This window comes from Pseudomonadota bacterium, from assembly GCA_016927275.1.
Taxonomy (GTDB): Bacteria; UBA10199; UBA10199; order 2-02-FULL-44-16; family JAAZCA01; genus JAFGMW01.
Map to the genome: position 1 here is coordinate 1 of JAFGMW010000080.1, position 21,144 is coordinate 21,144.

Annotated in this window: 15 protein-coding genes, 1 rRNA gene and 1 other RNA gene; 3 read left to right on the forward strand and 14 right to left on the reverse strand. The window is 61.3% G+C overall.

The annotated features are described in order from the left end of the window. From JXA24_05345 to rnr, 8 genes are all read right to left on the reverse strand, one after another. Positions 1 to 380, reverse strand: a 16S ribosomal RNA gene (locus JXA24_05345); the annotation flags it as partial. A 393-nt stretch (positions 381 to 773) separates the two neighbouring features. Beyond that, positions 774 to 1,985, reverse strand: a complete 1,212-nt coding sequence (locus JXA24_05350; GenBank protein ID MBN1283184.1) for a tyrosine--tRNA ligase — start codon at positions 1,983 to 1,985, stop codon at positions 774 to 776. Between the two features lie 68 nt (positions 1,986 to 2,053). After that, positions 2,054 to 2,848 (reverse strand): TIGR00282 family metallophosphoesterase, encoded by a 795-nt coding sequence (locus tag JXA24_05355; protein MBN1283185.1) that lies wholly within the window; start codon positions 2,846 to 2,848, stop codon positions 2,054 to 2,056. Between the two features lie 71 nt (positions 2,849 to 2,919). Continuing rightward, on the reverse strand, positions 2,920 to 4,482 hold the full coding sequence (rny, locus tag JXA24_05360; protein ID MBN1283186.1) for a ribonuclease Y: 1,563 nt from the start codon (positions 4,480 to 4,482) through the stop codon (positions 2,920 to 2,922). A 51-nt stretch (positions 4,483 to 4,533) separates the two neighbouring features. Continuing rightward, positions 4,534 to 5,109 carry a 5-formyltetrahydrofolate cyclo-ligase gene (locus JXA24_05365; protein ID MBN1283187.1) on the reverse strand — a complete coding sequence of 192 codons (576 nt, stop codon included), beginning with the start codon at positions 5,107 to 5,109 and terminating at the stop codon, positions 4,534 to 4,536. A gap of 382 nt (positions 5,110 to 5,491) precedes the next feature. Then, positions 5,492 to 5,728: non-coding RNA, 6S RNA (gene ssrS, locus JXA24_05370), on the reverse strand. A 26-nt stretch (positions 5,729 to 5,754) separates the two neighbouring features. Next, positions 5,755 to 6,033, reverse strand: coding sequence for a cell division protein ZapA (locus JXA24_05375; protein ID MBN1283188.1), 279 nt, complete (start codon positions 6,031 to 6,033; stop codon positions 5,755 to 5,757). Between the two features lie 158 nt (positions 6,034 to 6,191). Continuing rightward, positions 6,192 to 8,264: a ribonuclease R gene (gene rnr, locus JXA24_05380; protein ID MBN1283189.1), complete on the reverse strand. Its 2,073-nt coding sequence runs from the start codon at positions 8,262 to 8,264 to the stop codon at positions 6,192 to 6,194. Positions 8,265 to 8,371: 107 nt separating this feature from the next. On the opposite strand from rnr, the gene JXA24_05385 reads away from it, so the two are divergent. Genes JXA24_05385 through JXA24_05395 form a run of 3 tightly spaced genes read left to right on the forward strand, consistent with a single transcriptional unit; the run spans position 8,372 to position 14,386 of the window. Next, positions 8,372 to 9,424, forward strand: coding sequence for a DUF4912 domain-containing protein (locus JXA24_05385; GenBank protein MBN1283190.1), 1,053 nt, complete (start codon positions 8,372 to 8,374; stop codon positions 9,422 to 9,424). A 37-nt stretch (positions 9,425 to 9,461) separates the two neighbouring features. Beyond that, positions 9,462 to 11,042, forward strand: coding sequence for a DUF1957 domain-containing protein (locus tag JXA24_05390; GenBank protein MBN1283191.1), 1,581 nt, complete (start codon positions 9,462 to 9,464; stop codon positions 11,040 to 11,042). A gap of 41 nt (positions 11,043 to 11,083) precedes the next feature. Beyond that, positions 11,084 to 14,386 (forward strand): tetratricopeptide repeat protein, encoded by a 3,303-nt coding sequence (locus JXA24_05395; GenBank protein MBN1283192.1) that lies wholly within the window; start codon positions 11,084 to 11,086, stop codon positions 14,384 to 14,386. A gap of 15 nt (positions 14,387 to 14,401) precedes the next feature. Here the strand turns inward: JXA24_05395 and JXA24_05400 are convergent, their stop codons facing one another. From JXA24_05400 to JXA24_05425, 6 genes are all read right to left on the reverse strand, one after another. Next, complete coding sequence (locus JXA24_05400) at positions 14,402 to 16,033, reverse strand: hypothetical protein (GenBank protein MBN1283193.1); 1,632 nt, start codon at positions 16,031 to 16,033, stop codon at positions 14,402 to 14,404. A gap of 23 nt (positions 16,034 to 16,056) precedes the next feature. Next, complete coding sequence (locus JXA24_05405; GenBank protein MBN1283194.1) at positions 16,057 to 16,893, reverse strand: hypothetical protein; 837 nt, start codon at positions 16,891 to 16,893, stop codon at positions 16,057 to 16,059. A 28-nt stretch (positions 16,894 to 16,921) separates the two neighbouring features. Then, a complete protein-coding gene (locus JXA24_05410; protein MBN1283195.1) occupies positions 16,922 to 17,209 on the reverse strand; it encodes a hypothetical protein in 288 nt (95 codons plus the stop codon). Next, positions 17,148 to 18,449 carry a radical SAM protein gene (locus JXA24_05415; GenBank protein ID MBN1283196.1) on the reverse strand — a complete coding sequence of 434 codons (1,302 nt, stop codon included), beginning with the start codon at positions 18,447 to 18,449 and terminating at the stop codon, positions 17,148 to 17,150. Before JXA24_05415 ends, JXA24_05410 begins: the two co-directional genes overlap by 62 nt. A 258-nt stretch (positions 18,450 to 18,707) precedes the next feature. Continuing rightward, positions 18,708 to 20,447: a hybrid sensor histidine kinase/response regulator gene (locus JXA24_05420; GenBank protein MBN1283197.1), complete on the reverse strand. Its 1,740-nt coding sequence runs from the start codon at positions 20,445 to 20,447 to the stop codon at positions 18,708 to 18,710. Positions 20,448 to 20,491: 44 nt separating this feature from the next. Next, on the reverse strand, positions 20,492 to 21,142 hold the full coding sequence (locus JXA24_05425) for a class I SAM-dependent methyltransferase (protein ID MBN1283198.1): 651 nt from the start codon (positions 21,140 to 21,142) through the stop codon (positions 20,492 to 20,494). Positions 21,143 to 21,144: the final 2 nt, after the last annotated feature.

The following is a 21,144-nucleotide window of genomic DNA, read 5'->3' on the forward strand; positions in this document are numbered from 1 at the left end:
AATATTCCCCACTGCTGCCTCCCGTAGGAGTCTGGACCGTGTCTCAGTTCCAGTGTGGCTGATCATCCTCTCAGACCAGCTACCCGTTGCAGCCTTGGTGAGCCGTTACCTCACCAACTAGCTGATGGGACGCAGGCCCATCCTTTGCCGATAGCTTTCATGAAGAGGCCACCTTTCCTCCTCAGGCCGCAACCTGAGGAGCTTATGCGGAATTAGCCTCGGTTTCCCGGGGTTGTTCCCCAGCAAAGGGCAGGTCACCTACGTATTACTCACCCGTGCGCCACTGTACTAGGCCCCCGAAGGGACCATTCTCGTTCGACTTGCATGTGTTAGGCACGCCGCCAGCGTTCGTTCTGAGCCAGAATCAAACTCTCCAGTTATATTCTTATGCAGCGCCAGATAGGTTGTCCTGGCGCCCAATTTTTAAATCACATCGTGTCCCAAAGGACAGATGAGCCCGTTCAAACTTACGCATTCTGCGTTCGCTATTCAGTTTTCAAAGAGCGGAGACAAAGTCATCGCCCGATGTATCGATCGGGGGCGATAACATTTTGATTTCATTGGCTTTTATAGCGGGCCGCCCGATGCGTCCCCAAAGCGTGGGGGCGGTTCTACAGAAGATAGCCCCCTGTGTCAACTCCTGATTTCAAAGGTTTATGCTTTTTTTCGCCTCTGACGAGCGGATCCCGCCTGGGGATATTACACTCTAATTTTCAACGAGATGGGCAACTCCCTTTAACATGAAACCTGAGTGTAATCGAGCAATTAGCGATCTATTTCTTGAACTTGACCTTGGCGAAACGCCTCTTGCCCACCTTGACGAGGCTCTCCCCGTCGGTCGAGAGGGTGGCGTCGATGTCCTCCACCCTCCTGCCGTCAACCTCGACCGCGCGCTGCTTTATCATCCGGCGCGCGTCGGACTTGCTGGTCACAAGCCTCGTGTCCACCATCGCGTCCACGAGCGAGACCTCCGCGTCCATCGACTCGAGCACATGCTCGTCGATCTCGTCGGGCGTGTCTTTCTTTTTGAAGACGCGCTCGAATTCGTCGCGCGCGGCGACAGCATCCCCCTCGGAGTGAAATCGCTCCACGATCTCCGCCGCGAGGTTCTCCTTCGCGACCTTCGGGTGCAGCGCCCCGGTGAGCACGCGCTCCTTGAGCCCCTCTATCTCGCCCAGCGAGAGATCCGAGAGCAGCTCGTAGTAAGTCCACATGAGCTCGTCGGAGATCGACATCATCTTGCCGAAGATCTCCTTCGGCGGCTCGCTGATGCCCACGTAGTTTCCGTAGGTCTTGCTCATCTTCTGCGTCCCGTCGGTTCCCACGAGCAGCGGCATCGTGAGCACGACCTGCGGCTCCTGGCCCACGTCGCGCTGCAGGTCGCGGCCAACCAGCAGGTTGAAGATCTGGTCGGTGCCGCCGAGCTCGACGTCCGCCTCGAGCGCGACCGAATCGTAGCCCTGCAGGAGCGGGTAGAGGAACTCGTGAATGCGTATGGGGCTGCCCCCCTTGAATCGGCTCTCGAAGTCGTCGCGCTCCAGCATGCGCGCCACGGTCTCCTTCGCGCTCAGGCGTATGAAGTCGGCGGCGGAGAATTTTCCCAGCCACTCGGAGTTGTAGCGTATCTCCGCCTCTCCCATGTCCAGGATCTTGCCGGCCTGGGCCACATAGGTCTCCGCGTTCGCGCGTATGATCCCTTCGCCCAGCTCGGGCCTGGTCTCGTTCCTGCCCGAGGGGTCGCCGATGCGCGCGGTGAAGTCGCCCATGAGGAAGATGACCTTGTGCCCCAGCTCCTGAAACTGCTTGAGCTTCTGCATCACGACCGTGTGGCCGAGGTGCAGATCGGGCGCCGTGGGATCGAAGCCCGCCTTGATGCGGAGCGGCCTGCCCTTCTTGAGCTTTGCGACGAGCTCTTCCTCGTTCACGAGCTCCACGCTCCCGCGCTTGATGACCTCGAGCTGCTTTTCGATCGGGATATGATTCATAGCGACCTCATATATCACACATCTTGAAATTCATTCAGGCTGAGGCTGAGGTTAAGGCTGAGTTGGCCTCAGCCTTCCATCCGTCTCTGTATCCTTTCTATGGATCTCGCCTTTCCGCTGCGCTCATCGATGTCCAAGACCACCCCCTCCAGCCTCACTCCACCCTCGGCCACCTTGAAGCCCTTCTTCTCGCCGGTGAGGAAGCGGTGGATCGCGACCTCTTTGGCGAGCCCGATCACGGACGCGTGGGGGCCTGTCATCCCGATATCGGAGATGTAGGCGGTGCCGCCCGGCAATATCTCCTCGTCCGCGGTCTGCACGTGCGTGTGCGTGCCGAGTAACGCCGCGATCCTGCCGTCGAGATGCCACGCCAGCGCGCGCTTCTCGCTGGTGGCCTCGGCGTGGAAGTCGATCACGATAAGGTCGCATTGCCCGGAGAGCTTCGGTATGAGCGCGTCTGCCGCGACAAAGGGGCTGTGCGCCTTCTCGCCCTTCTCGTCCATGAAGATCATGCCCTGCAGGCTCACCACGCCGATCCTTGCGCCGTTGCGCGCGGTGAATACCCCGTTCCCTTTTCCAGGGAGGTGCTCGCTCACGTTGTGCGGACGAAGTATCGGGTGGGAATCGAAGTAAGGATGCAGCTCGTCGAACTCCCAGATGTGGTTGCCCGCGGTCATCACGTCGATCGGACTCTCGAAGAGCTCGTCCGCGATCTTCGGGGTCAGCCCCCGGCCGCCTGCCGCGTTCTCCGCATTGGCGATCACGAAATCAGCCCTGTACTCGCGGACGAGACCGGGGAGGAGTTCCCTGATAGCCGCCCTGCCCGGCCTGCCGAAGATGTCGCCTATCGCCAGGATCTTCACTTTATAATCCAGAATTATCCAAGAAGGTTGAGGCTTAGGCTAAGGTTAAGCTGTCCTCAGCCTCAGCCTTACTATTTTGCATACTCTGTAGCCCTGGTTTCTCTGATCACCGTGACCTTGATCTGGCCCGGATAGGTCATCTCCGCCTCGATCTTCTTGGCGATGTCCTTGGAGAGCACGACCGACTCGGCGTCTGAGACCTTGTCGTTGACCACCATCACGCGCACCTCGCGGCCGGCCTGGATCGCGTAGGACTTCTCGACTCCCGGGAACGATTTGGATATGCGCTCCAGGTCCTCGAGGCGCTTGACGTAGGCCTCCAGCACCTCGCGGCGGGCGCCGGGCCGGGCGCCGGAGAGCGCGTCCGCGCAATCAACGACCATGTCGAGCGGCGTCGTCTGCTCGATGTCCTCGTGGTGCGATCCGATGGCATGGATCACGTCGGGGTCCTCTCGGTACTTCTTCGCGTACTCCATGCCGATCAGGGCGTGAGACCCCTCCACCTCGTGGGAGACCGCCTTTCCGATGTCGTGCAGAAGCCCCGCGCGGCGGGCCTTGGCCTCGTCGAGCCCCAGCTCCGCGGCCATCATGCCGGAGAGGAACGCGACCTCGCGCGTGTGCGCGAGCACGTTCTGCGCAAAGCTGTAGCGGTACTTGAGAGAGCCCAGGAGCTTCACGAGCTCCGGGTGGACGTTCGGCACGTTGAGCTCGAGGCAGAGCTGCTCGCCCGCCTCCTTGATGGAGCCCTCGACCTCCTTCGTCACCTTCTCCACCATCTCCTCGATGCGGGTCGGGTGGATGCGTCCGTCGGCGATGAGGTTCTCGAGCGTTATGCGCGCGATCTCGCGGCGCACCGGGTTGAAGCCGGAGAGGATCACCGCCTCCGGCGTGTCGTCTATCACTATGTCGATGCCGGTCGCGGCCTCGAGCGCCCTTATGTTGCGGCCCTCGCGGCCGATTATGCGGCCCTTCATGTCGTCGCTCGGGAGCTGCACGACGGAGATAGCGCGCTCCGCGGTGTAGTCCGAGGCCATCCTCTCCATGGCGGTGGAGATTATGAACTTGGCCTTCTTCTGCGACTCCTCCCTGGCGCGCTCCTCGACCTCCATGATCTCGCGAGCCGCGTCCTGCTTAGCCTCGTCGACCAGGGCCTCCTTCAGCTGCCTCTTGGCCTCTTCGGTGGAGATGCCGGCCATCTGCTCGAGCTTGCGCTTCGTCTCCGTGACGAGGTCCATGTAGCGCTTTTCCAGATCCTCGACGTGCTTCTTGCGATCATCTATGGACTGCTCCGCCCGGACGACCTCCTCCTCCTTCTTCTCGACGAGCTCGAACTTCTTCTCGAGGTTGTCCTCCTTCTGCTGCAGCCTCTTCTCGGTGGCGGAAAGCTCACGCTGCTTCTCCTGGCTCTCCTTCTCGAACTCCTCGCGGGCCCTCAGCTGCATGTCCTTGGCAGAGAGTTCCGCCTCCTTCTTGAACGCCCTGGCCTGCTGCTCCGCGTCGCGAAGGAGCGAGGCCGCCCTCTGCTCCGCCTCCTCGACCCTCCTTTTGCCTATTCCACGTCGAACGGCGGCGCCGACCGCGAACCCGACTCCGATCGAGACCGCCAGGGAAGCTATCACCTGCCATATCTGCAGCGTCACAGTCACCTCCTATATGTTAAGGCACAGGCATTGCCCGCGCTCGTTTCATCTGCCGCAGCTTATCACGCGTCGCTCGGTCACCACGTAGTCGATCAGCTTCTCGAACGGACCGGCAGGCAGGGTCGGAACGACCTGGAACTCGTAGGCCAGGGCTATCCTCCTGCCCGAGAAGGCCCTGAGGTTCGCCTCGTAGAACCCCTTGCCGAAGCCCATGCGCCTGCCGGAGAGGTCGAAGGCAACGCCGGGCACGATGAGCGCCCCCAGCGTGTTTATGTCCCTGAGCCTGCTCTGCCTTGCGGTGGGCGCGCGGAAGCCGGTCTCGCCCGGCAGGAGCTCCTCGAGGTTGGTCACCCTGAAGTAGGCGATGCCGCCCCGCTCCTCGTCCCTCGCCGGGAAGTATATCTCCTTGCGGTGGCGGTCGCCCTCGACGAAGAGGCGTTCGGTGCGCACCTCGTTGCCGAACGCCGCGTACAGCCCGATGCGGAGCTCGGTGCGGTACTCCTCCATGCCCGTGACGCGGTGGCCGATCTGGCCGGAGAGCTCCCTCACGTCGTCCTCGGACATCTCGTCGCGCGTGGAGAGTATTCGGTTGTACAGGCGGACCTTGCTCTCTGAAGACATCGATTCACCTCTCGCATCGGAGGGGCGGCCGAGCGGATTCGGTGGCAGGGGATCGGACGGGGTTCAGCAGGCGGCGGACCCTATACAGGGCGATCCATCAGACGCCGCAATCCGCCTGCCGAAACGGCGGCGGACCATTTAGAAGATAGACAAACGGCGCCGGAGAGTTCCTGCAGCGCCCTGGATTCTAAATCCTCTTTCGAGGTTCTGAACCAACCCGTCATATTCACCAGCGTTTTTCCGAATCCAAGCAACCGGATCAGGCTCGATTGCCCCGTTAACTTACCTGCATATAAAACATCGCAATAAACAATTCAAGGGCCAGTTTGGCAAAAAAGCCCATAAAAACAAAAAGTTATTTATAACCAAGAGCTTGTAAAAAAATCCCCCCACAATGGCCGTGTGGCGTCACCATTTTGAACCCGACTCAGTCAGGTGGGTGACCGTATTGCCGTTTCAGGCTTCCGAGCACTCAACTTATAACGGCCTGAAATCATTATTATGCGCCGTTACAAGTTGAGTGCTCGGCATGCTCACCGCGGCAAGGAACAATCCCCAAAAATGGCATCGACGGTTCTAAAATGTGTACGACGCCCAAGCACGCACCGCGCAGGGGGAAATCCCGATTTCTTTTTAAAGAGCAAATTAAAGCTGCAGATCAACCAGTTCTATCATGTCCTTAATCTTCTTCTCAGCCTTTTCGATCCTGTCGTCGCGGTCCTTCTTGAACTTGAAATACTCGTCCGCGATGTTCATGGCGGCCAGTATCGCCACGTTCAGGGAGGCCACGGACTTGGTGCTCTGCATGACCTCCTCTATCTTCTGGTCGACGAATCCGGCAATCCTGCGGACGTAATCGTCATTGGATTCGCTCTTGACCATGAACTTCTGGCCCATGATCGAAATCTCGGTCGTCTTCTTCACAGGATCGCCCTTTCTTTCAGCCGCACATATAATGATAACGGCTCAGCGGCCTTTCAGTCAAGCTATTACACCCCATTGCCAAGTCTTCTTTATTTTTAAATAACAAGAGGTTGTAAGCATAAACACGAAACTGGTTTGAGAATACATAAAGCGATGCTTTAGACAAGCTCAAAAAGTATCTCTCGATTTGGGATGTCGACCTCGGCCACTTCGATCCGCACCTTGTCCCCCACCCTGAAGGCCCGCTTTTTTCGCCTTCCCACCATGGCGCAGGCGCGCTCGTCGAAGAGGTAGGTGTCGTCTCCGAGCGTCCCTGAGTGCACCATGCCCTCGACGAAGTAGTCGATCAGCTCCACGAAGAAGCCGAATTTCGCCACGTGCGATATGATCCCGTCGAACTGCATGCCCACCCTCTCCTGCATGAACAGGGCCGCATAGAGCTTTGCCATCTCCCTCTCCGCCTCCATGGCGATCCGTTCGCGCCTGGAGCAGTGGGCGGCGATCTCGCCAAGGCCCGACGCGTGGGACTTCACGGCTTTCTGCTCAAAGCTCAAAGGTGAAAGCCCAAAGGAACTTCCCCTTTGACCTTTGAGCTTCGAGCTTGGAGCTGAGTGTGTTTGCAACGCGGCCGCGAGCAGGCGATGGACGACGAGGTCGGGGTAGCGGCGGATCGGCGATGTGAAGTGACAGTAGCACTTCGACGCGAGGCCGTAGTGGCCGACGTTCTCGCCGCTGTAGACCGCCTGCGACATTGAGCGCAGGAGCATGTGGTTGACCATGCGCTCGAAAGGCTTGCCCCGCGCCCAGGCGACGACCCTGGAAAGCCTTCCGGGCGATGCACCCGGCGCGAGCCTCTCGCCGAAGCCCAGGTTGTGCAGGAGCACCGCGAACTCGGCGAGCTTGTCGGAGGGCGGGGGTTCGTGCACGCGGTAGATGCAGCCCGCGCCACTCTCGGAGAGGAACTCCGCCACCGCCTCGTTGGCCGCTATCATGAACTCCTCGATCAGCATGTGGCCTGTGTGCCGCTCCGCTCGCACGATGTCCTCTATGCCCCCCTGCATGTCGATCTGTATCTCCGGCTCGGGGAGGTCGAAGTCGATGGAGCCGCGCGCAAGCCTCGACGCCCTCAACCTCTCGAAACACCGGCGCATGAGGCCCAGCTCCTGCGCCAGATCGCCGAGCTCCCCGACCACCGCGGGATCCTCGTCGATCAGCGCCCTCTTCACCTGCGTGTAGGTGAGCCTGGCCCTGCTCTTTATGACGCTCCTGTAGAAACGGCTGCCCAGCACGCGGCCGCCCCTCCCTATCGTGAGCTCCGCGGTGAAGGTGAGCCTGTCCTCGCCGGGCCTGAGGCTGCATGCGCCGTTCGAGAGGGCCTCGGGGAGCATGGGGATGCAGTCGCCCGGGAAATAGACCGAGGTCCCCCTCTCGTAGGCGGCCCAGTCGAGCGCAGTGCCGGGCTCCACGAACCGCGAGACGTCCGCGATGGAGACCAGGAGCTCGAAATCACCGCCCGCGAGGCGCCTCACTGCGACCGCGTCGTCGAAGTCCTTGGCTGTCTCGCCGTCGATGGTGACGAAGGGCACGCCGCGCAGGTCCTCCCGCAGGTTCATCTCCGCCTGCGCGTCGAATGCGCAGACGCGCTCCGCCTCCCGCAGGACCGAGGGGTGAAACTCGCGGGTGAGCTGGTGACGCACCGTCACGGCGTCTGTCTCAGTGGCCATGTCGCCTCGGCTGCCCAGCACCCTCTCGACCGCGCCCTCCATCGGCTCGTCGCCCCGCGGATATTTTTTTATGAGCACGACCACGTTGGCGCCCTGGCCGGCGCCGGAGAGGTCCTCCGGCCTCACGACCACGCGATGGCGCACCTTGCGGTCGTCGGCCGCGACCTCGAAGGCGTTGCCGTGGCGCGAGAGCCTGCCCACCATCCTCTTCACGCGCCGCTCCACGATCCTCGTTATGCGGCCCTCCCTCTTGCCGCCCCTGCCCCCGACAGCGGCTGCCTCGACCAGATCGGTGTGCAGGGCGTCGCCTATGAAGCGGGCGGGGATGAATAGGTCCTCGCCGCCGTCGGCCGGGACCACGAAGCCGTAGCCGTCCCTGTGGAGCCTCAGCTCTCCGACAGAGGTCTTTCCCCTGACGGCCGGCCCCTCTCTCTGTCCCTTACGCTCCCGCCTCCCGGGCCTCCCGTGGGATGTGTGCCTCTTCGACTGCCTGCGACCCATTTTCATGCCTGCGAAGATAAGCCCAAAGCCGGCGGAATACAAGGCGCGTCGAGAATATTTGCGTTCTGGGAGTTTCCTGATATAAGGATTGCGCAGCTCAACGGAGGGGGATGATGGCAGTATCGAGGAAGAAAAAGGGAGCAAAGAAGGCTAAGAAGCCAGCCCAGAAAAAGACCACCCGGAAGAAGACCGGGGTCCGCTCAAAGAATACGGCAGCCAGACAAGACGCACGCAAGAAGAGGCCCACCGGAAAGGCGGTCGCCATGAAGAAGGCCGCGAAAAAGGGCACGGCGAAGGGGGCGAAGCCTGCGAGGAAGGCCCCAGCGGCCGGAAAGATCGCCGCCAGAAAGCCGGCCGCCAAGGCCAGGCCGGTCCGAGCCGCCGCGCGGCGCTCCAAACCCCGGATCGAGCCGGCGCTGGCTGGCCCCACCCTGCTGCACATCGACGACCTTGAGAGCATGGTCGCACAGGCCTCCCAGGAGGCATCAGACCGCATCCCCACGGAGGCGAAGAAGTTCGAGATCGGCGTGCCGACAAACGGCCTGGCCGCGCCGCAGGGCGACCTGCCGTGGGAATACGGCAAGGACCGGGCCGTGATCCTCGTCGTGGACCCCACGTTCGTCTTCACCTACTGGGAGATCACCAACGAGTCCATGCGCAGGGCCGTCGACTCGGTCGGCCTTGACGCAAAACTAACTCTGCGCTTCTACGACGTGACCCACACCCATGTGATCGAGGGGAGCAGGTACTGGGACGTCGAGGTCTTCGACAGGCTCGGAAACTGGTATCTCAGGCTCGCATCCCCGGAGCAGAAGCTCTGCCTCGAGGTGGGGCTCAAGAATCCGACCGGCCGCTTCCACATGCTCGCGCGCTCCAACGTCATGAGGCTGCCGCCCCAAGGGCTGGCGAAGCCCGGGCCAATCAAGTGGATGGTGGTCACGCCCTCCGGCGAGAAGCTCATCTCCGATGTCGAGGATTACACAGACGCCGATCTCGATCTCCTCAAGAGGATACTGGGACCGTATTTCTTCGACCTGCTGATGAGGGGAAAACTGGCATCCATCACCGGCTCCAGCATAGAGGCGATCTTCTACGAAGTGGAGAACTTCCTGGGCATGCAGGCCGGCGAGTCGCCCGGGGGCTCTCCATGGTCAATGGCGCGGTGAGCGCATCGTCGGACCAAGACACCAGAGAGGCCCAAGGGTGACAAAAGGATACCTTTCCATAGTGCTGCACGCCCACCTGCCGTACGTGCGCCATCCGGAGCACGAGGAGTTCCTCGAGGAGCAGTGGTTCTTCGAGGGGATGACTGAAACCTACATACCGCTGCTGGACATGTTCGAGAGCCTCTTCCTCGACGGCATCGACTTCCGCATGACGATGTCGCTCACGCCCCCGCTCGTATCCATGATGACCGATGGGCTCCTGCAGGAGCGCTACGCCAGGCACCTCTACAAGCACCTCGAGCTCGCCGACAAGGAGATGGGCCGCACAGCGCACGACCGGGCATTCAGGCCAGCGGCCGAGATGTACTACCACAAGCTCCACCGCGCCCGTTACATCTTCGACCAGCGCTGGGGCAGAAACCTCGTCGCGGGGTTCCGCCACTTCCAGGACATGGGGAAGGTGGAGATCATCACCTGCGGCGCGACCCACGGCTTCCTGCCGCTGCTCAGGCCGTCCCACGAGGCGGTGCGCGCGCAGATATCGGTCGCGTGCGATACGCACGAGAGGCACCTGGGCAGGAGGCCCCGCGGCATCTGGCTCCCGGAGTGCGGCTACTTCCCGGGGCTGGACGAGATCCTCTGGGACCACGGCATCCGATTCTTCTTCGTGGATTCGCACGGCATACTGCACGCCGACTCGAGGCCCAAGTACGGCGTGTACGCCCCTGTCTTCACCCCCAGCGGGACCGCCGCCTTCGGCCGCGACTTCGAGTCCTCCAAGCAGGTCTGGAGCGCGAAGGAGGGGTACCCGGGCGACTACCGCTACCGCGACTTCTACCGCGACATCGGCTTCGACCTCGACTTCGACTACGTGAGGCCCTACATCCACCGCGACGGCATCCGCATAATGACCGGGTTCAAGTACTACAGGATCACCGGCACGACCAACCACAAGGAGCCCTACAGCCCGCACGATGCCCGCGAGGCGGCGGCCTCGCACGCCGGCAACTTCCTCTTCAACCGCCAGCGCCAGTGCGAGTACCTGCACGGCCTCATGGGCAAGCCTCCGATCATAATCGCGCCGTACGACGCGGAGCTCTTCGGCCACTGGTGGTACGAGGGCATAGACTGGCTCAACTTCATCATGCGCAAGACCGCGTGCGACCAGTCGGACGTCAAGCTCGCCACCCCGTGGGAGTACCTCTGCTGGCACCCGAAGAACCAGGTCGCCCAGCCGTCTGAATCGAGCTGGGGAAACAAGGGCTACGCGGAGGTGTGGTGCAACGGCACCAACGACTGGGTCTACCGCCACCTGCATGAGGCGGCGTTCCGAATGACCGAGTACGCCAGGGCCTACCCCTCGCCCGACGACAACCTCCGACGCGCGCTCAACCAGATGGCGCGGGAGCTCCTGCTCGCGCAGAGCTCCGACTGGGCCTTCATCATGAACAGCGGCACGATGGTGGAGTACGCGGTCAAGCGCACCAAGGACCACGTCTGGCGCTTCAACAGGCTCTACGAGGAGATAAAGCACATGCGCCTGGACATGAACTTCGTGGCCGAGCTCGAGTGGAAGGACAACATCTTCCCGAACATCGATTACCGGGTCTACGCCTAGCCCCTTCCCATCCTCCCGCACATATTGTATAAATACCCGTCATGCCGCAGCAGGAGCTATTCTCAGCAGCGCCAGAGGCCGGGCACATTGTCCAGGGCAAGTACAGGCTCGCGCGCATCCTGAGCGAAGGGGGCGGCGGGGTGGTCTGGGAGGCCTTCGACCCCTCCGGCAGGCAGGTGGCGCTCAAGTTCCTCAAGTGGAACCCGGCAAAGACCCGCGAGGCGGTGGCGGACCGGTTCAAGAACGAGTTCGCGATACTTAAGTCGCTGGCCCACCCCAACATCGGCCAGATCTACGACTTCGGCCTGGACCCCGGCTCAGGGCTCTATTTCTTCACCAGCGAGCTGCTCATGGCGGGCGATCTTACCAGGCTCCTGCTCGCACCGGTGCCGCTGCTCGAGGAGCTGCTCCTGCAGTCGCTCAGGGCGCTGGAGTATCTGCGCGGGCACAAGCTCCTGCACCTGGACATAAAGCCGCACAACCTGCTGCTCAGGCAGTCTGGCGAGAGCCCGGTGCTGGCTCTCATCGACTTCGGGCTCGCCACCTTCCGGCCCCCGGACCGGCCCGGCGGCACGCCGAACTACATGGCGCCGGAGCTCATATCCATGCGGCTCTGCGACGTGAGCCGGACCCGCTTTCCTCCGCCCGACCACCGCAGCGACCTCTATTCGCTGGGAGTGACGTTCTACCACTGCCTCACCGGCCGCGCGCCGTTCAACGTTGCGGGACCTGACGGCAAGAAGGACGCCATGGCGACCCTCCGCCGCCACTTCGAGCTCGCGCCGCCGCCGCCATCCTCCCTCAGGCCCGAGGTGCCGGCGTACCTCGACCGGATCATCATGAAGCTCATGGCGCACCATCCGGACGAGCGCTACCCCTCCGCGATCGTCGCCGCGCAGGCGCTGCAGTACAGCTCCCCCACGATGCAAAACCCTGAGTGCATGCAGACTCTTCTCGCCTACCTGCCCAAGGAGGGCAGGCTCGTGGGCCGCCGCGAGGAGTGCGCGATCATAGAGCAGAGCCTCCGCGCGATCGCCGACGGGGTGAGGCACGCGGCCCCGATCGTGATCGTGCACGGCGGCCGCGGCTCGGGTCGCTCCAGGATGCTGGCCTTCGCAAAGCCGCTCGCCCAGCAGATGGAGATGGACGCGACATTCGTCGCCGAGGGCCAGGACCTCCCGCCGTCGCTCATCCAGTCGCTGGAATCCGGCGAAGGCTCCGCGGCCGTGCGGGCCGTCATGATCGACGACATCGACCGCTTCATGATGAACGAGCAGGGCGATTCCCTCGACGACGCGGGGGCTCAGGCCGTCAGGGCGCTGATCAGGCGCCTCCGTCTCCAGCAGAGGCTGCCGGCCGCTTCGGCCCCGCGGATGATCCTGATCGCATCCCTCGACGCCGAGCGCATGGGGCTTGCGCAGGCGTTCGAGGACCTCAACATAGACCACGCCCTCTGCCACTGCGTCGAGCTCGCAAACTTCACCAGGGCCGACATCGCGGAGTACCTCGAGGCGCTGCTGGGCGAGAGGCCGGACAGGGCCGTGATCGACCAGCTCGCGCACTGCACCGGCGGCAATCCGCTCTTCCTCACCGAGCACCTGGAGCAGATGATCTCCCAGGGCAGGCTCTTCTCACTGGCGGGGAGGCCCGACGCCGCCACGCTCAAGGCAATCGGCGTGGACTTCTCCAAGGCGCCGCCATCGCGCTCGCTCGCCGAGTCGATACTCGAAAAGCTGCGCATGCTGAACGATGAGGCCCGGGACGCGGCGCTGGCGATGGCATGCTGGCAGCGGCCGGTGTCGCTCGAGGAGCTCTCCGCCACCTGCGAGCGGGGCAGCGCCGACCGGGCGGTACTCATGCTCATGGAGGCGAGGCTCGCCCACAACCAGCGCCACGACGGCCGCATCGAATTCACGAACGAGATGGCCGGCCGCGTGATCAGAGAGGCCGCCACTCGGGCTGAATGCGAGAGCTGCCACGACCGGATCGCCGGACACCTGATCGCGCGGTTCGTGGGCGGCAGGCGGCGGGGCCGCAGGGAGATCGACCTGCACGTCGCGTACGGGAGCGCCTCGCCGGAGCGCATCCCAGCCCTGCGGAGGCTCATAGAGGCGGCCGCCGAATCGGGCCGGCCGCTCGATGCAGCCGAGCACCTCCACCTCCTGCTCGATCTCCTGCCGGAGGGAGAGGCTGCGGGCCGCGCGGCCGCGCTGGCCGAACTCGGCTCGGCGTACGAGCGCGCGCACAGGATCGCCGACGCGCGGTCCGCCTTCGCGGCGATAAGGGACCTCAGGGCGCCCTCCCCCCTCAGGGAGAGGTTGCGGGTCGAGGCGGCGGAGAGGCTGGGACTGCTCGCCATGCGCAGGCGCGACCTCCGCGACGCAAGGAGGCTCTTCTCCGAGGCGCTCTCCTTCCTCTCAGGCGATGCGGACCCGGCCGCGAAGATAAGGCTCGAGAACTACATCGCGAGCGTCGATCTGCGCGAGGGCAACATAGAGAGGGCGGTGGAGCGATTCGAGCGCAGCTCGAAGGTGGCGGAGAACATCCTCACCCCCGACGAGAAACGCGCCGTGACGAACAACGAGCTCGGCGAGGCGCTGCTGGCCCTCGGGAAACCCTCCGATGCCGTGGGGATACTCCGCAAGGAGCTTGCGCTCGCCGAGGCGGCGGGCGACGAGCAAAAGAGCGCCTCGCGGCATTACCTCCTGGGCAACGCCCTGAGAAACGACGAGATCATGAAGCCGGACGAGGCGCGCGACCACTACGAGAAGGGGCTCGCGATCGCGAGGCAGCACAGGCTAGTGGAGATGCAGGTGAGGCTCCAGAACGGGCTGGGCAACCTCATGCTCAAGGTCGGCCGGCCCAAGGAGGCGCTGGCGCATTATCAGGAGGGCTTGAAGCTCGCGCAGCAGATCGAGGGCGAGACCACGGGCGTGGAGATCATGATCGGCATGGGGCTCGCCTCGCAGCAGATGGCCTCGCCTGAGAACACCATCGAGTATTTCGAGGCGGCGCTGGACTTCTCCGGCGCACCGAAGGGAAAGGCCGCGGGGCTGATAAGGCGCTACAGGCCCACCATCTACATCTCGCTCGGCGACGCCTACCTGCAGAGGCACGACCTGGGGCACGCCGAGGACTACCTCAAGAAGGCGCTGGCGATGGATCGCAAGAAGGCCCTCACGCCCGACATCCGTTACAGCCTATACGGCACCTTCGCCGAGCTTGCGCTGGAGCGCGGGGACAGGGATGCGGCGCGCCGCTACATGCCGACCATCGAGGCGATCGCGAAGTCGTTCCCGCAGGCGCAGGGCCACCTCAAGAGGCTCAAGCAGCGCCTTGGCTGACATCACGAAACCGCTTCACGGCATTTGCGCGCCTGATCGATCTCCCATGATCTTCGAGACGGCGAAACCCAGATAATCGCCCCGATTTTCGCGCGAAGGGGGGATGTGGATGTCGATGTCAGGGGGGTTGCCTTCCTGGTCCCTGCCGTCTGCGCCAACGCTTATTCCCACGGCCATCGAAATCGAAAAACGGGTGCCGTCGCGCAGGGAGAAGTCGCGCTCGTAGTAATACGGGTTCTGGGCGGCGCGCGGCGGAAGGCCGGCGGTCGTGGCGATGTTGTTTCCCTTCATGATCGCGACAAACTGATCGCACGAGCTAGCGCAGTAGGGGCCGGTCAGCACCACCAAATCGAAAGGTCTTCCACCCTCCTCCGGCCTATAGACAGCCTCGCCCGCTTCGCACCGCTCGGTCGTGCAGAAAAAGGGGTACTCGGGCGAGACCAGCGCCCCGGGATTGTCCCTGAAAAATCTTCGGGCATGTTCGGCCATGAAGTCGGAGCCCATGTCGACATCGTCGGTCCAGTCGCTCCTCCCCTCGAAAACAGGGCGCCTGTGCAGATATCGGGTGCCTATGCTGAACGGCCTGTCGGCGAGGCGCGCTATGAACCACGGATTGAGATTGCCGCCGCCGTTCTCCCGCACGTCGAATATGACGGTGCGGGCCCCTCTCCTTTTCAGATACCCGAGGAGCTCGCGCTGGTCGGCCGTGGCAAGCTCGCGAGTCCCCGGGCCCTGCGGATCCAGGGGCATCGGCCTATAGGAAAGCTCGGGGAGCCTGTTCCAGAGGGCCACTGCGTCGTCGAAACGGTAGCGGAACGAGTGATAGCGGACGATCTTCACGTCGGGCCGTGCCGTCGGGTATACTCCGTAGTTGATCCCAACGAATTCAGGGGTCCGGCCCCTGTAGTCGTCGGGTATGAGCGGCGTCCACAGCACTTCGGCCGCGCCCCGGCCCTTGGCCCGCTCGCCGCCTCCGCTCCTGCGCTCGGCCCACCGGAATATCGTCTTCATCGCAGTACCGGTATCAGGATCGCGAAACTCGAAGGCCGTGGACTCGCCGACCTCCGGCGCAGGTGAGACTAAGGGATCGCGGGAGACGAGCCATTTCGCTGTCTCGAATTTGAGATGCTCGGGGGAGCTGCTCTCGTGCCACTCGCGGAACTCCTCCTCCAGCTGAGCGGGCGGGCGGCCGTCCACTGAGACGAGCACCGAGCCGGCCGAAACCGCGTCATCAGACGATTCTATGACGACGTACTCGTATCCACCCTCGCCCGATTCAACCCTGAGCTTCAGCGGGAGCTCAACCGGCTTTCTGTCCGGGAGGAATTCGTCCCGGATGCGAAGCCTGCTGTGCAAGTCGTGATATGAGTTTTTCAGCGACAGAAGCGCATAATAGACGTCATCCCTGGTTCGGGCATCCGAGAATCTTCTTCCGGCCCTTTCGAGCTCGATCTCCCATGTCGTTCCGAGCCTGCGGAGGCCGTCCTGCGAGACGATCTGCGTCTCCGCGATCCCCTCGACCATCTCCTCGAAACAGCCGTTCCTGTCCCTGCCGAACCAGCGGTCCGCATCACCCCCCGCTCGAGAACAGCCGCCGAAGATCGCGACGACGAAAGCGACGATGAGCATGAATCCTCTGCATCGCATGCTTCGGCCCCCTGAGGGCACGGCTAGGCGGTGAGCGGCGAGAAGTAGACCGTGTGCACATCGGCGCACGGCACGCTGCCGGTTGTCCCCTTGTAATACGGGGTGTTGACCAGCGCAACACCCCTGTGCGCGTCCCAGACCGACTCAAGCGACACCGCCTCCATCATATCGGCCGAAATCCCAGGATCCAGCGACTCCGCGACCTCCAGCCAGAGATGGGCGAGCGCCCTCGTCTTTTGGCACACGAAGCTGCACGGGAGATGGAAGCCGATCCTGGCGCCCCAGTACCTCTGGTGGGCTACGCATTCCGGGTACCCCTCGACTCGGAGCTCATGTCCGCCGTCCGGGCGACTCACGATCTCGCCGCCGGTATTGAACGCCTGCTGCCAGATGGGGTCGATGAAACCGCGGGCCCAGGCGTCGGAAAAGAACTCCCTGCAGCAGGGGGGATAGCCGAGGAGCGCCCCTATGGCGTCATGATCCGGGTGTCTCGGCAGCGACGCGGCCACGAACCTTTCAGCTGCCGCATGCGTACGGGTCACGACTCCATAGCAGACCGCTGAAGGATCTTCCTCGCCGGCCAGGTCGTGGCGATGCGCGAACCCCTTGAACTTTTTGACCCACCTGATGGCGGTGAACAGCAGGCGCTCCTCGGCGAGGGTCTCTCTCCGCCGTTCGATTTCATCGCGACGCAAGAGCAATGTCGAAGCCTCGCGATGCCCGGCCTTCACAAGGCCCAGCTCCACATCGCCGGCGATGCGGGTGCAGCGCCTGAGCTTTTCGGACCAGCGCCGCTCCTCCCCAGGAGTCCGGTACTCCACCCTGGTGAACGGCTCGCAATGTATATCCATGAGCTTCATGGCGGACCTCCGCACCCGGTCTTAAAATTCAGTCGCGATCCATGTGGTTGTCGTGCGCGTCATGATCGCTGTGCGCCTCATGACCGTTGTCGTGCTTGTCGTGGTCCGAGTGCGAGCGGCCGGCAATCAACACATGGCCCCTGCCCTCGCTCAGAACCTTGAGCCCATCCTGCGCCTTCTGCAGCTCAGCCAGCCGCTGGACCAGAGGCGGCAGCCTGTCCGGCCCCTTGACCGACTCCCTCTCCGGCTCCCTCTCATGCGCATGGACCCTCTCGTGCACTGCCGACCCCTCCCCATCCAGCCTGTTGGTGTACATTTCCCCTCCTTTGTTCGGACGAGCGGCGATCCGCACCCGCGGGATCCCCGCCCGTCGCGCTGACAGCGGTGGCGGTTTTGATGCCGTATGATCCGAGCCTCCTGTCCACGTGCTCACAGATGTCGTATCTGGCCTTGCAGAGGACGTTCCGCCGCGCCACGCTTCCGTCCCTGCCGTTGAGATAGGAGTAGTACGGGCACCCCCCCTTGCAGAGGCTGAGGTAGGCGCAGCGGCTCCTCTCGCAGTCGTTGATCGCGGCCAGCCGTTCGTCTATGAGCCTTTTCAACACCGGGTTGTCGCAACTTACGAGGTCGCTCATCGCACTTTCCCGTATGTTGCCGAACCTGAAGTCCTCGTACCCCACAAACTTGGGGCACAGCGTAGCGTTTCCGAGGTCGTCGACGCTCACGAAGTTGGTCAGGCATCGCGCGCCCTGAGAGCACTTGGTGCCGCAGCCCACTCCGGTCAGCAGCTTCATTATCGTCTCGAGCGATCCCTCCCCGAAGCTGTCGCTGAATTTTTCGAGGAGGTAGTCGAACTGACCCTTGAAATAAGAGGCGACTTCCTCCGGCGTCAGGCCCAGTTCCTCTTCGGAGACCGGCTTCCCCGGATCGCAGATGTATGTGTTAGTGTGCCAGTGCGGTATTCCGTTGTCCGCATAGAAATCGGCGATCTCCTTGAATCGGCCGGCCGAGGCCTTTGTGAGGGTGCAGAGCACGCCGCACCAGCCCTGGCGCGCCCTTATGTATTTCTGTGATCTCAGAATGTCATCGAAGGCGCCGGCTGACCTGCCCGGCCTGTTGAGCTCGTGGAGGTCCCTGGGCCCGTCGATGGTCAGCGAAAGGGTGACCTTGTTATCGATGAGGAAGTCGTAGAGCTCCTCGTCGTATATGGCCCCGCTGGTCTGAACGCAGTTGGAGTACGTCTTTCCGTTTCTGGAGTGCCTCCTCTGCAGGGCGAGGACCTTCTCGAAGAAGGGCCTGCCGCCGAGGAGCGCCTCGCCGCCGGTCCATTCGAAGTCTATATGGCGCTGGCGCACGTCGAAGGCGTCGCTTATCACCTTCTCCAGGAGGTCGTCCGCGATCATCCTGTTCTCAGGACGATGGTTCGGGTCGCGCGCATAGCAGTACCTGCACCGCAGGACGCATTCACGCGTCACGACGACCATGAGGTTGAGTTTCGTGTTGGATTGAAGGTGCTCGACGAATTCATCCCTTGTCGTAATATACGCGTCTCTCATGCCGGTACGAGAAGCAATAATCGTGCCAGCCCAACCATGTGCACATTTTTCAAGCACTTGAGTTATCGATCACACAACGACGGCAGGAAACTGTTCGCAGATAAATACGATTTCTGGAATATTGTACAAATTATCGAACAAAACGCGCAGGAAACAACCAGAAACAAGCTGATAGTTACTGGTAGGTGGCTGTCTTATCTCCTGCGGCGGCGGATGGGGACGTGGACGAGGCGCATAGCGCCGATTGCGGAGAAAAACCTACACCTTCTGTATCACCGAATCCGCGCCGGCGGCCATGGCGGCCCGGCGGATTGTATCGTCGTGAGCAAAGCCGGTGCACATGTGGATTTCCCGAAGGCCTCGGGTTTTGAGGTGAGCGATCACATCGAGGCCGGTCTTCTCAGAACCCTCGAAATTGTAATCGACGATGGCTGCGTCTGCGGCTGACATATCAATGCCGACGCCGCACGCCTTCTCAGGGGAGTCGGCCTCGCCGACTACAGTGCCGCCGCCCTCCTCCACGATCCTGCGCCAGCGCAAACGGATGTCCGCATCGTCATCGATCAGCAGGAACTTCCGCCCTTCAATTTTTAATTGCGGTTCGTTGCGACATGCCTTCGCCTCGGCCTCGGAGACAACGCAATTCGGGATCCGTATCGTGAAAGTCGTGCCCTTTCCGACCTCGCTCTCTACATCTATGGTGCCGCCGTGGGCCTCAACGACCTGCTTGCAATAGCTGAGGCCGAGGCCGGTACCCTTCTTGCGATCGGTGGAAAAAAAGTTTTCGAAGATGTGAGGGAGATCCTTCTCCCTTATACCACAACCGTTATCCTTGACCAGAATCATGATATCCTTTTCGTTGTCCACGTCTACGATCATCTCGATTCTACCTTCACCCCCCTTCACCGCCCTTATGGCATTGTGGATCATGTTGGTGATAACACGTGCCATTCTGTACCTATCGATCGACACACAGAGATCGTCTGCAATATCGATATTCAATTTTATAATTTCTTTCTCAATTGTATCTGTCACTTCGAATTTTATACAATTCTCATACATCCTCTTGAATAAAACACTTTCCTTCTGTAATTTAATAGCCTTCGCATAATCCACCAAATCATCAGCCATATGTAACAACTTCTCCGCACTACGCCTTGCAGCCGCATTATATTCACTCTGATTTTTTCCATCGCCGTTCAATTGCATGTTTAGATATGCCTGCAATACCGCTAACGGCGACCGCATGTCATGAGCTATATGAGATGACATTTGGCCGATAGCAGCCATCATAGACTCCTCTTTCCTCCGATCGTGCGCCTTCTTGAACTCATCGATTACCGCCAGAAAGACTTCCTTCAAATCGCGCTCTTCCTTGCTCCTAGCAGCCTCCACCTCGCTCCTAGATAGGGCATCGCAGGTGCCATCCCGAATGTAGCTCTTGATCCACTCTATACAGGCAATAATTGGTCGCATCGCATATCCCACGGCGACGATCAACATGACGACCGCTATTGCAGTGATGGCTGCATAGGAAATGATGATGGATCTTCGCATGCTGCTCAACTGCATTGCCAGCTCATCAACCGGATACTCGACCACAACTCTCCCGAATACGGCATCGTCATATTTAATCGGCGCAGCTACTGCATAGCCGACATCATTGAACACATCGCTCGGATTTTCACACAATCGACGGTCAAATCCATCTATGTTACCCACCACAATTACTTCGCCATTACTGAGACATATCGCGGCCCTCTCAACACCCTCATATTGCAGATAAGCGGCCATCTGTACGCGGGCCGAATAATAATCGCCTATCATTACGTCATCTGAAAGCACCCTGGACAAGAGATCGCCGGACGCTCTGCGGCTTTCTATGAACCTGTCCTCAATGACATGCCGCTCCCCATGCATGATGAGTGCAGAGACGATTCCGCCCAACAACACAATAATTGCAATTATCCAGGCCGATATCTTGTTTTTTATTGACATAGCGGGTCACGGCCGGCAACGGCGCGCTCTCCCTCCCTCTGAGTTTATTTCGAAATCAAATAATAATCGTACCTAATCCATCCACCCTTTAACCTGTAGGCATTATGGGTGTCGGACGCCAACAGGCGTCCGCCAAGATCGGCGATCAACTTCCTGACCCAGGATGCGCTGTAGCGCCTTGAAAAAAAACCTCTCTCGTCGTGCACATAAATATATTTGCCTTGCAGGGATGAACCCTCATCATACTTGTCGGTTGAAAAGAGCATCATCCCACCATTCTTAAGGACTCTCAGCATCTCAGCCAGGGTAAATCTGAGGTCCCTGCAAAATTCCAGGGCGCTGACGCATACGACATAGTCGAAAACCTCATCAAGGAATGGGAACGGACAGTCAAAATCCTGCAGGATGCCAAGGACATGGTTACGCCGCCTACTCCTGGCAACATCAAGCAACCTGACGGAGATGTCTGTCGAGACGATAGAGACCTTATCGGGATCCAGCAACGACGTGGACAGCCCGTCGCCTCCCGCGACGTCCAGCAGCAGCGTGTTCGGCCTAATGTACCGCTCAAGATACTTCTTCACAATCCAATCGTATTCGCCACCCATGCTACGAACGTGCCGTTCAAAATCTTCCCCATACTTGTCATATCTCTCCCTTACCACCGCCTTGTTGATTTCCATTTCTTTTTCCATGC

Excerpts from the sequence above, each read along its gene's own strand:
- JXA24_05400 (MBN1283193.1), bottom strand. The coding sequence starts at position 16,033 with ATGCGATGCAGAGGATTCATGCTCATCGTCGCTTTCGTCGTCGCGATC.
- JXA24_05415 (MBN1283196.1), bottom strand. The coding sequence starts at position 18,449 with ATGAGAGACGCGTATATTACGACAAGGGATGAATTCGTCGAGCACCTT.
- JXA24_05350 (MBN1283184.1), bottom strand. The coding sequence starts at position 1,985 with ATGAATCATATCCCGATCGAAAAGCAGCTCGAGGTCATCAAGCGCGGG.
- JXA24_05395 (MBN1283192.1), top strand. The coding sequence starts at position 11,084 with ATGCCGCAGCAGGAGCTATTCTCAGCAGCGCCAGAGGCCGGGCACATT.
- JXA24_05420 (MBN1283197.1), bottom strand. The coding sequence starts at position 20,447 with ATGTCAATAAAAAACAAGATATCGGCCTGGATAATTGCAATTATTGTG.
- rnr (MBN1283189.1), bottom strand. The coding sequence starts at position 8,264 with ATGAAAATGGGTCGCAGGCAGTCGAAGAGGCACACATCCCACGGGAGG.
- JXA24_05385 (MBN1283190.1), top strand. The coding sequence starts at position 8,372 with ATGGCAGTATCGAGGAAGAAAAAGGGAGCAAAGAAGGCTAAGAAGCCA.
- JXA24_05405 (MBN1283194.1), bottom strand. The coding sequence starts at position 16,893 with ATGAAGCTCATGGATATACATTGCGAGCCGTTCACCAGGGTGGAGTAC.
- JXA24_05425 (MBN1283198.1), bottom strand. The coding sequence starts at position 21,142 with ATGGAAAAAGAAATGGAAATCAACAAGGCGGTGGTAAGGGAGAGATAT.
- JXA24_05365 (MBN1283187.1), bottom strand. The coding sequence starts at position 5,109 with ATGTCTTCAGAGAGCAAGGTCCGCCTGTACAACCGAATACTCTCCACG.
- JXA24_05410 (MBN1283195.1), bottom strand. The coding sequence starts at position 17,209 with ATGTACACCAACAGGCTGGATGGGGAGGGGTCGGCAGTGCACGAGAGG.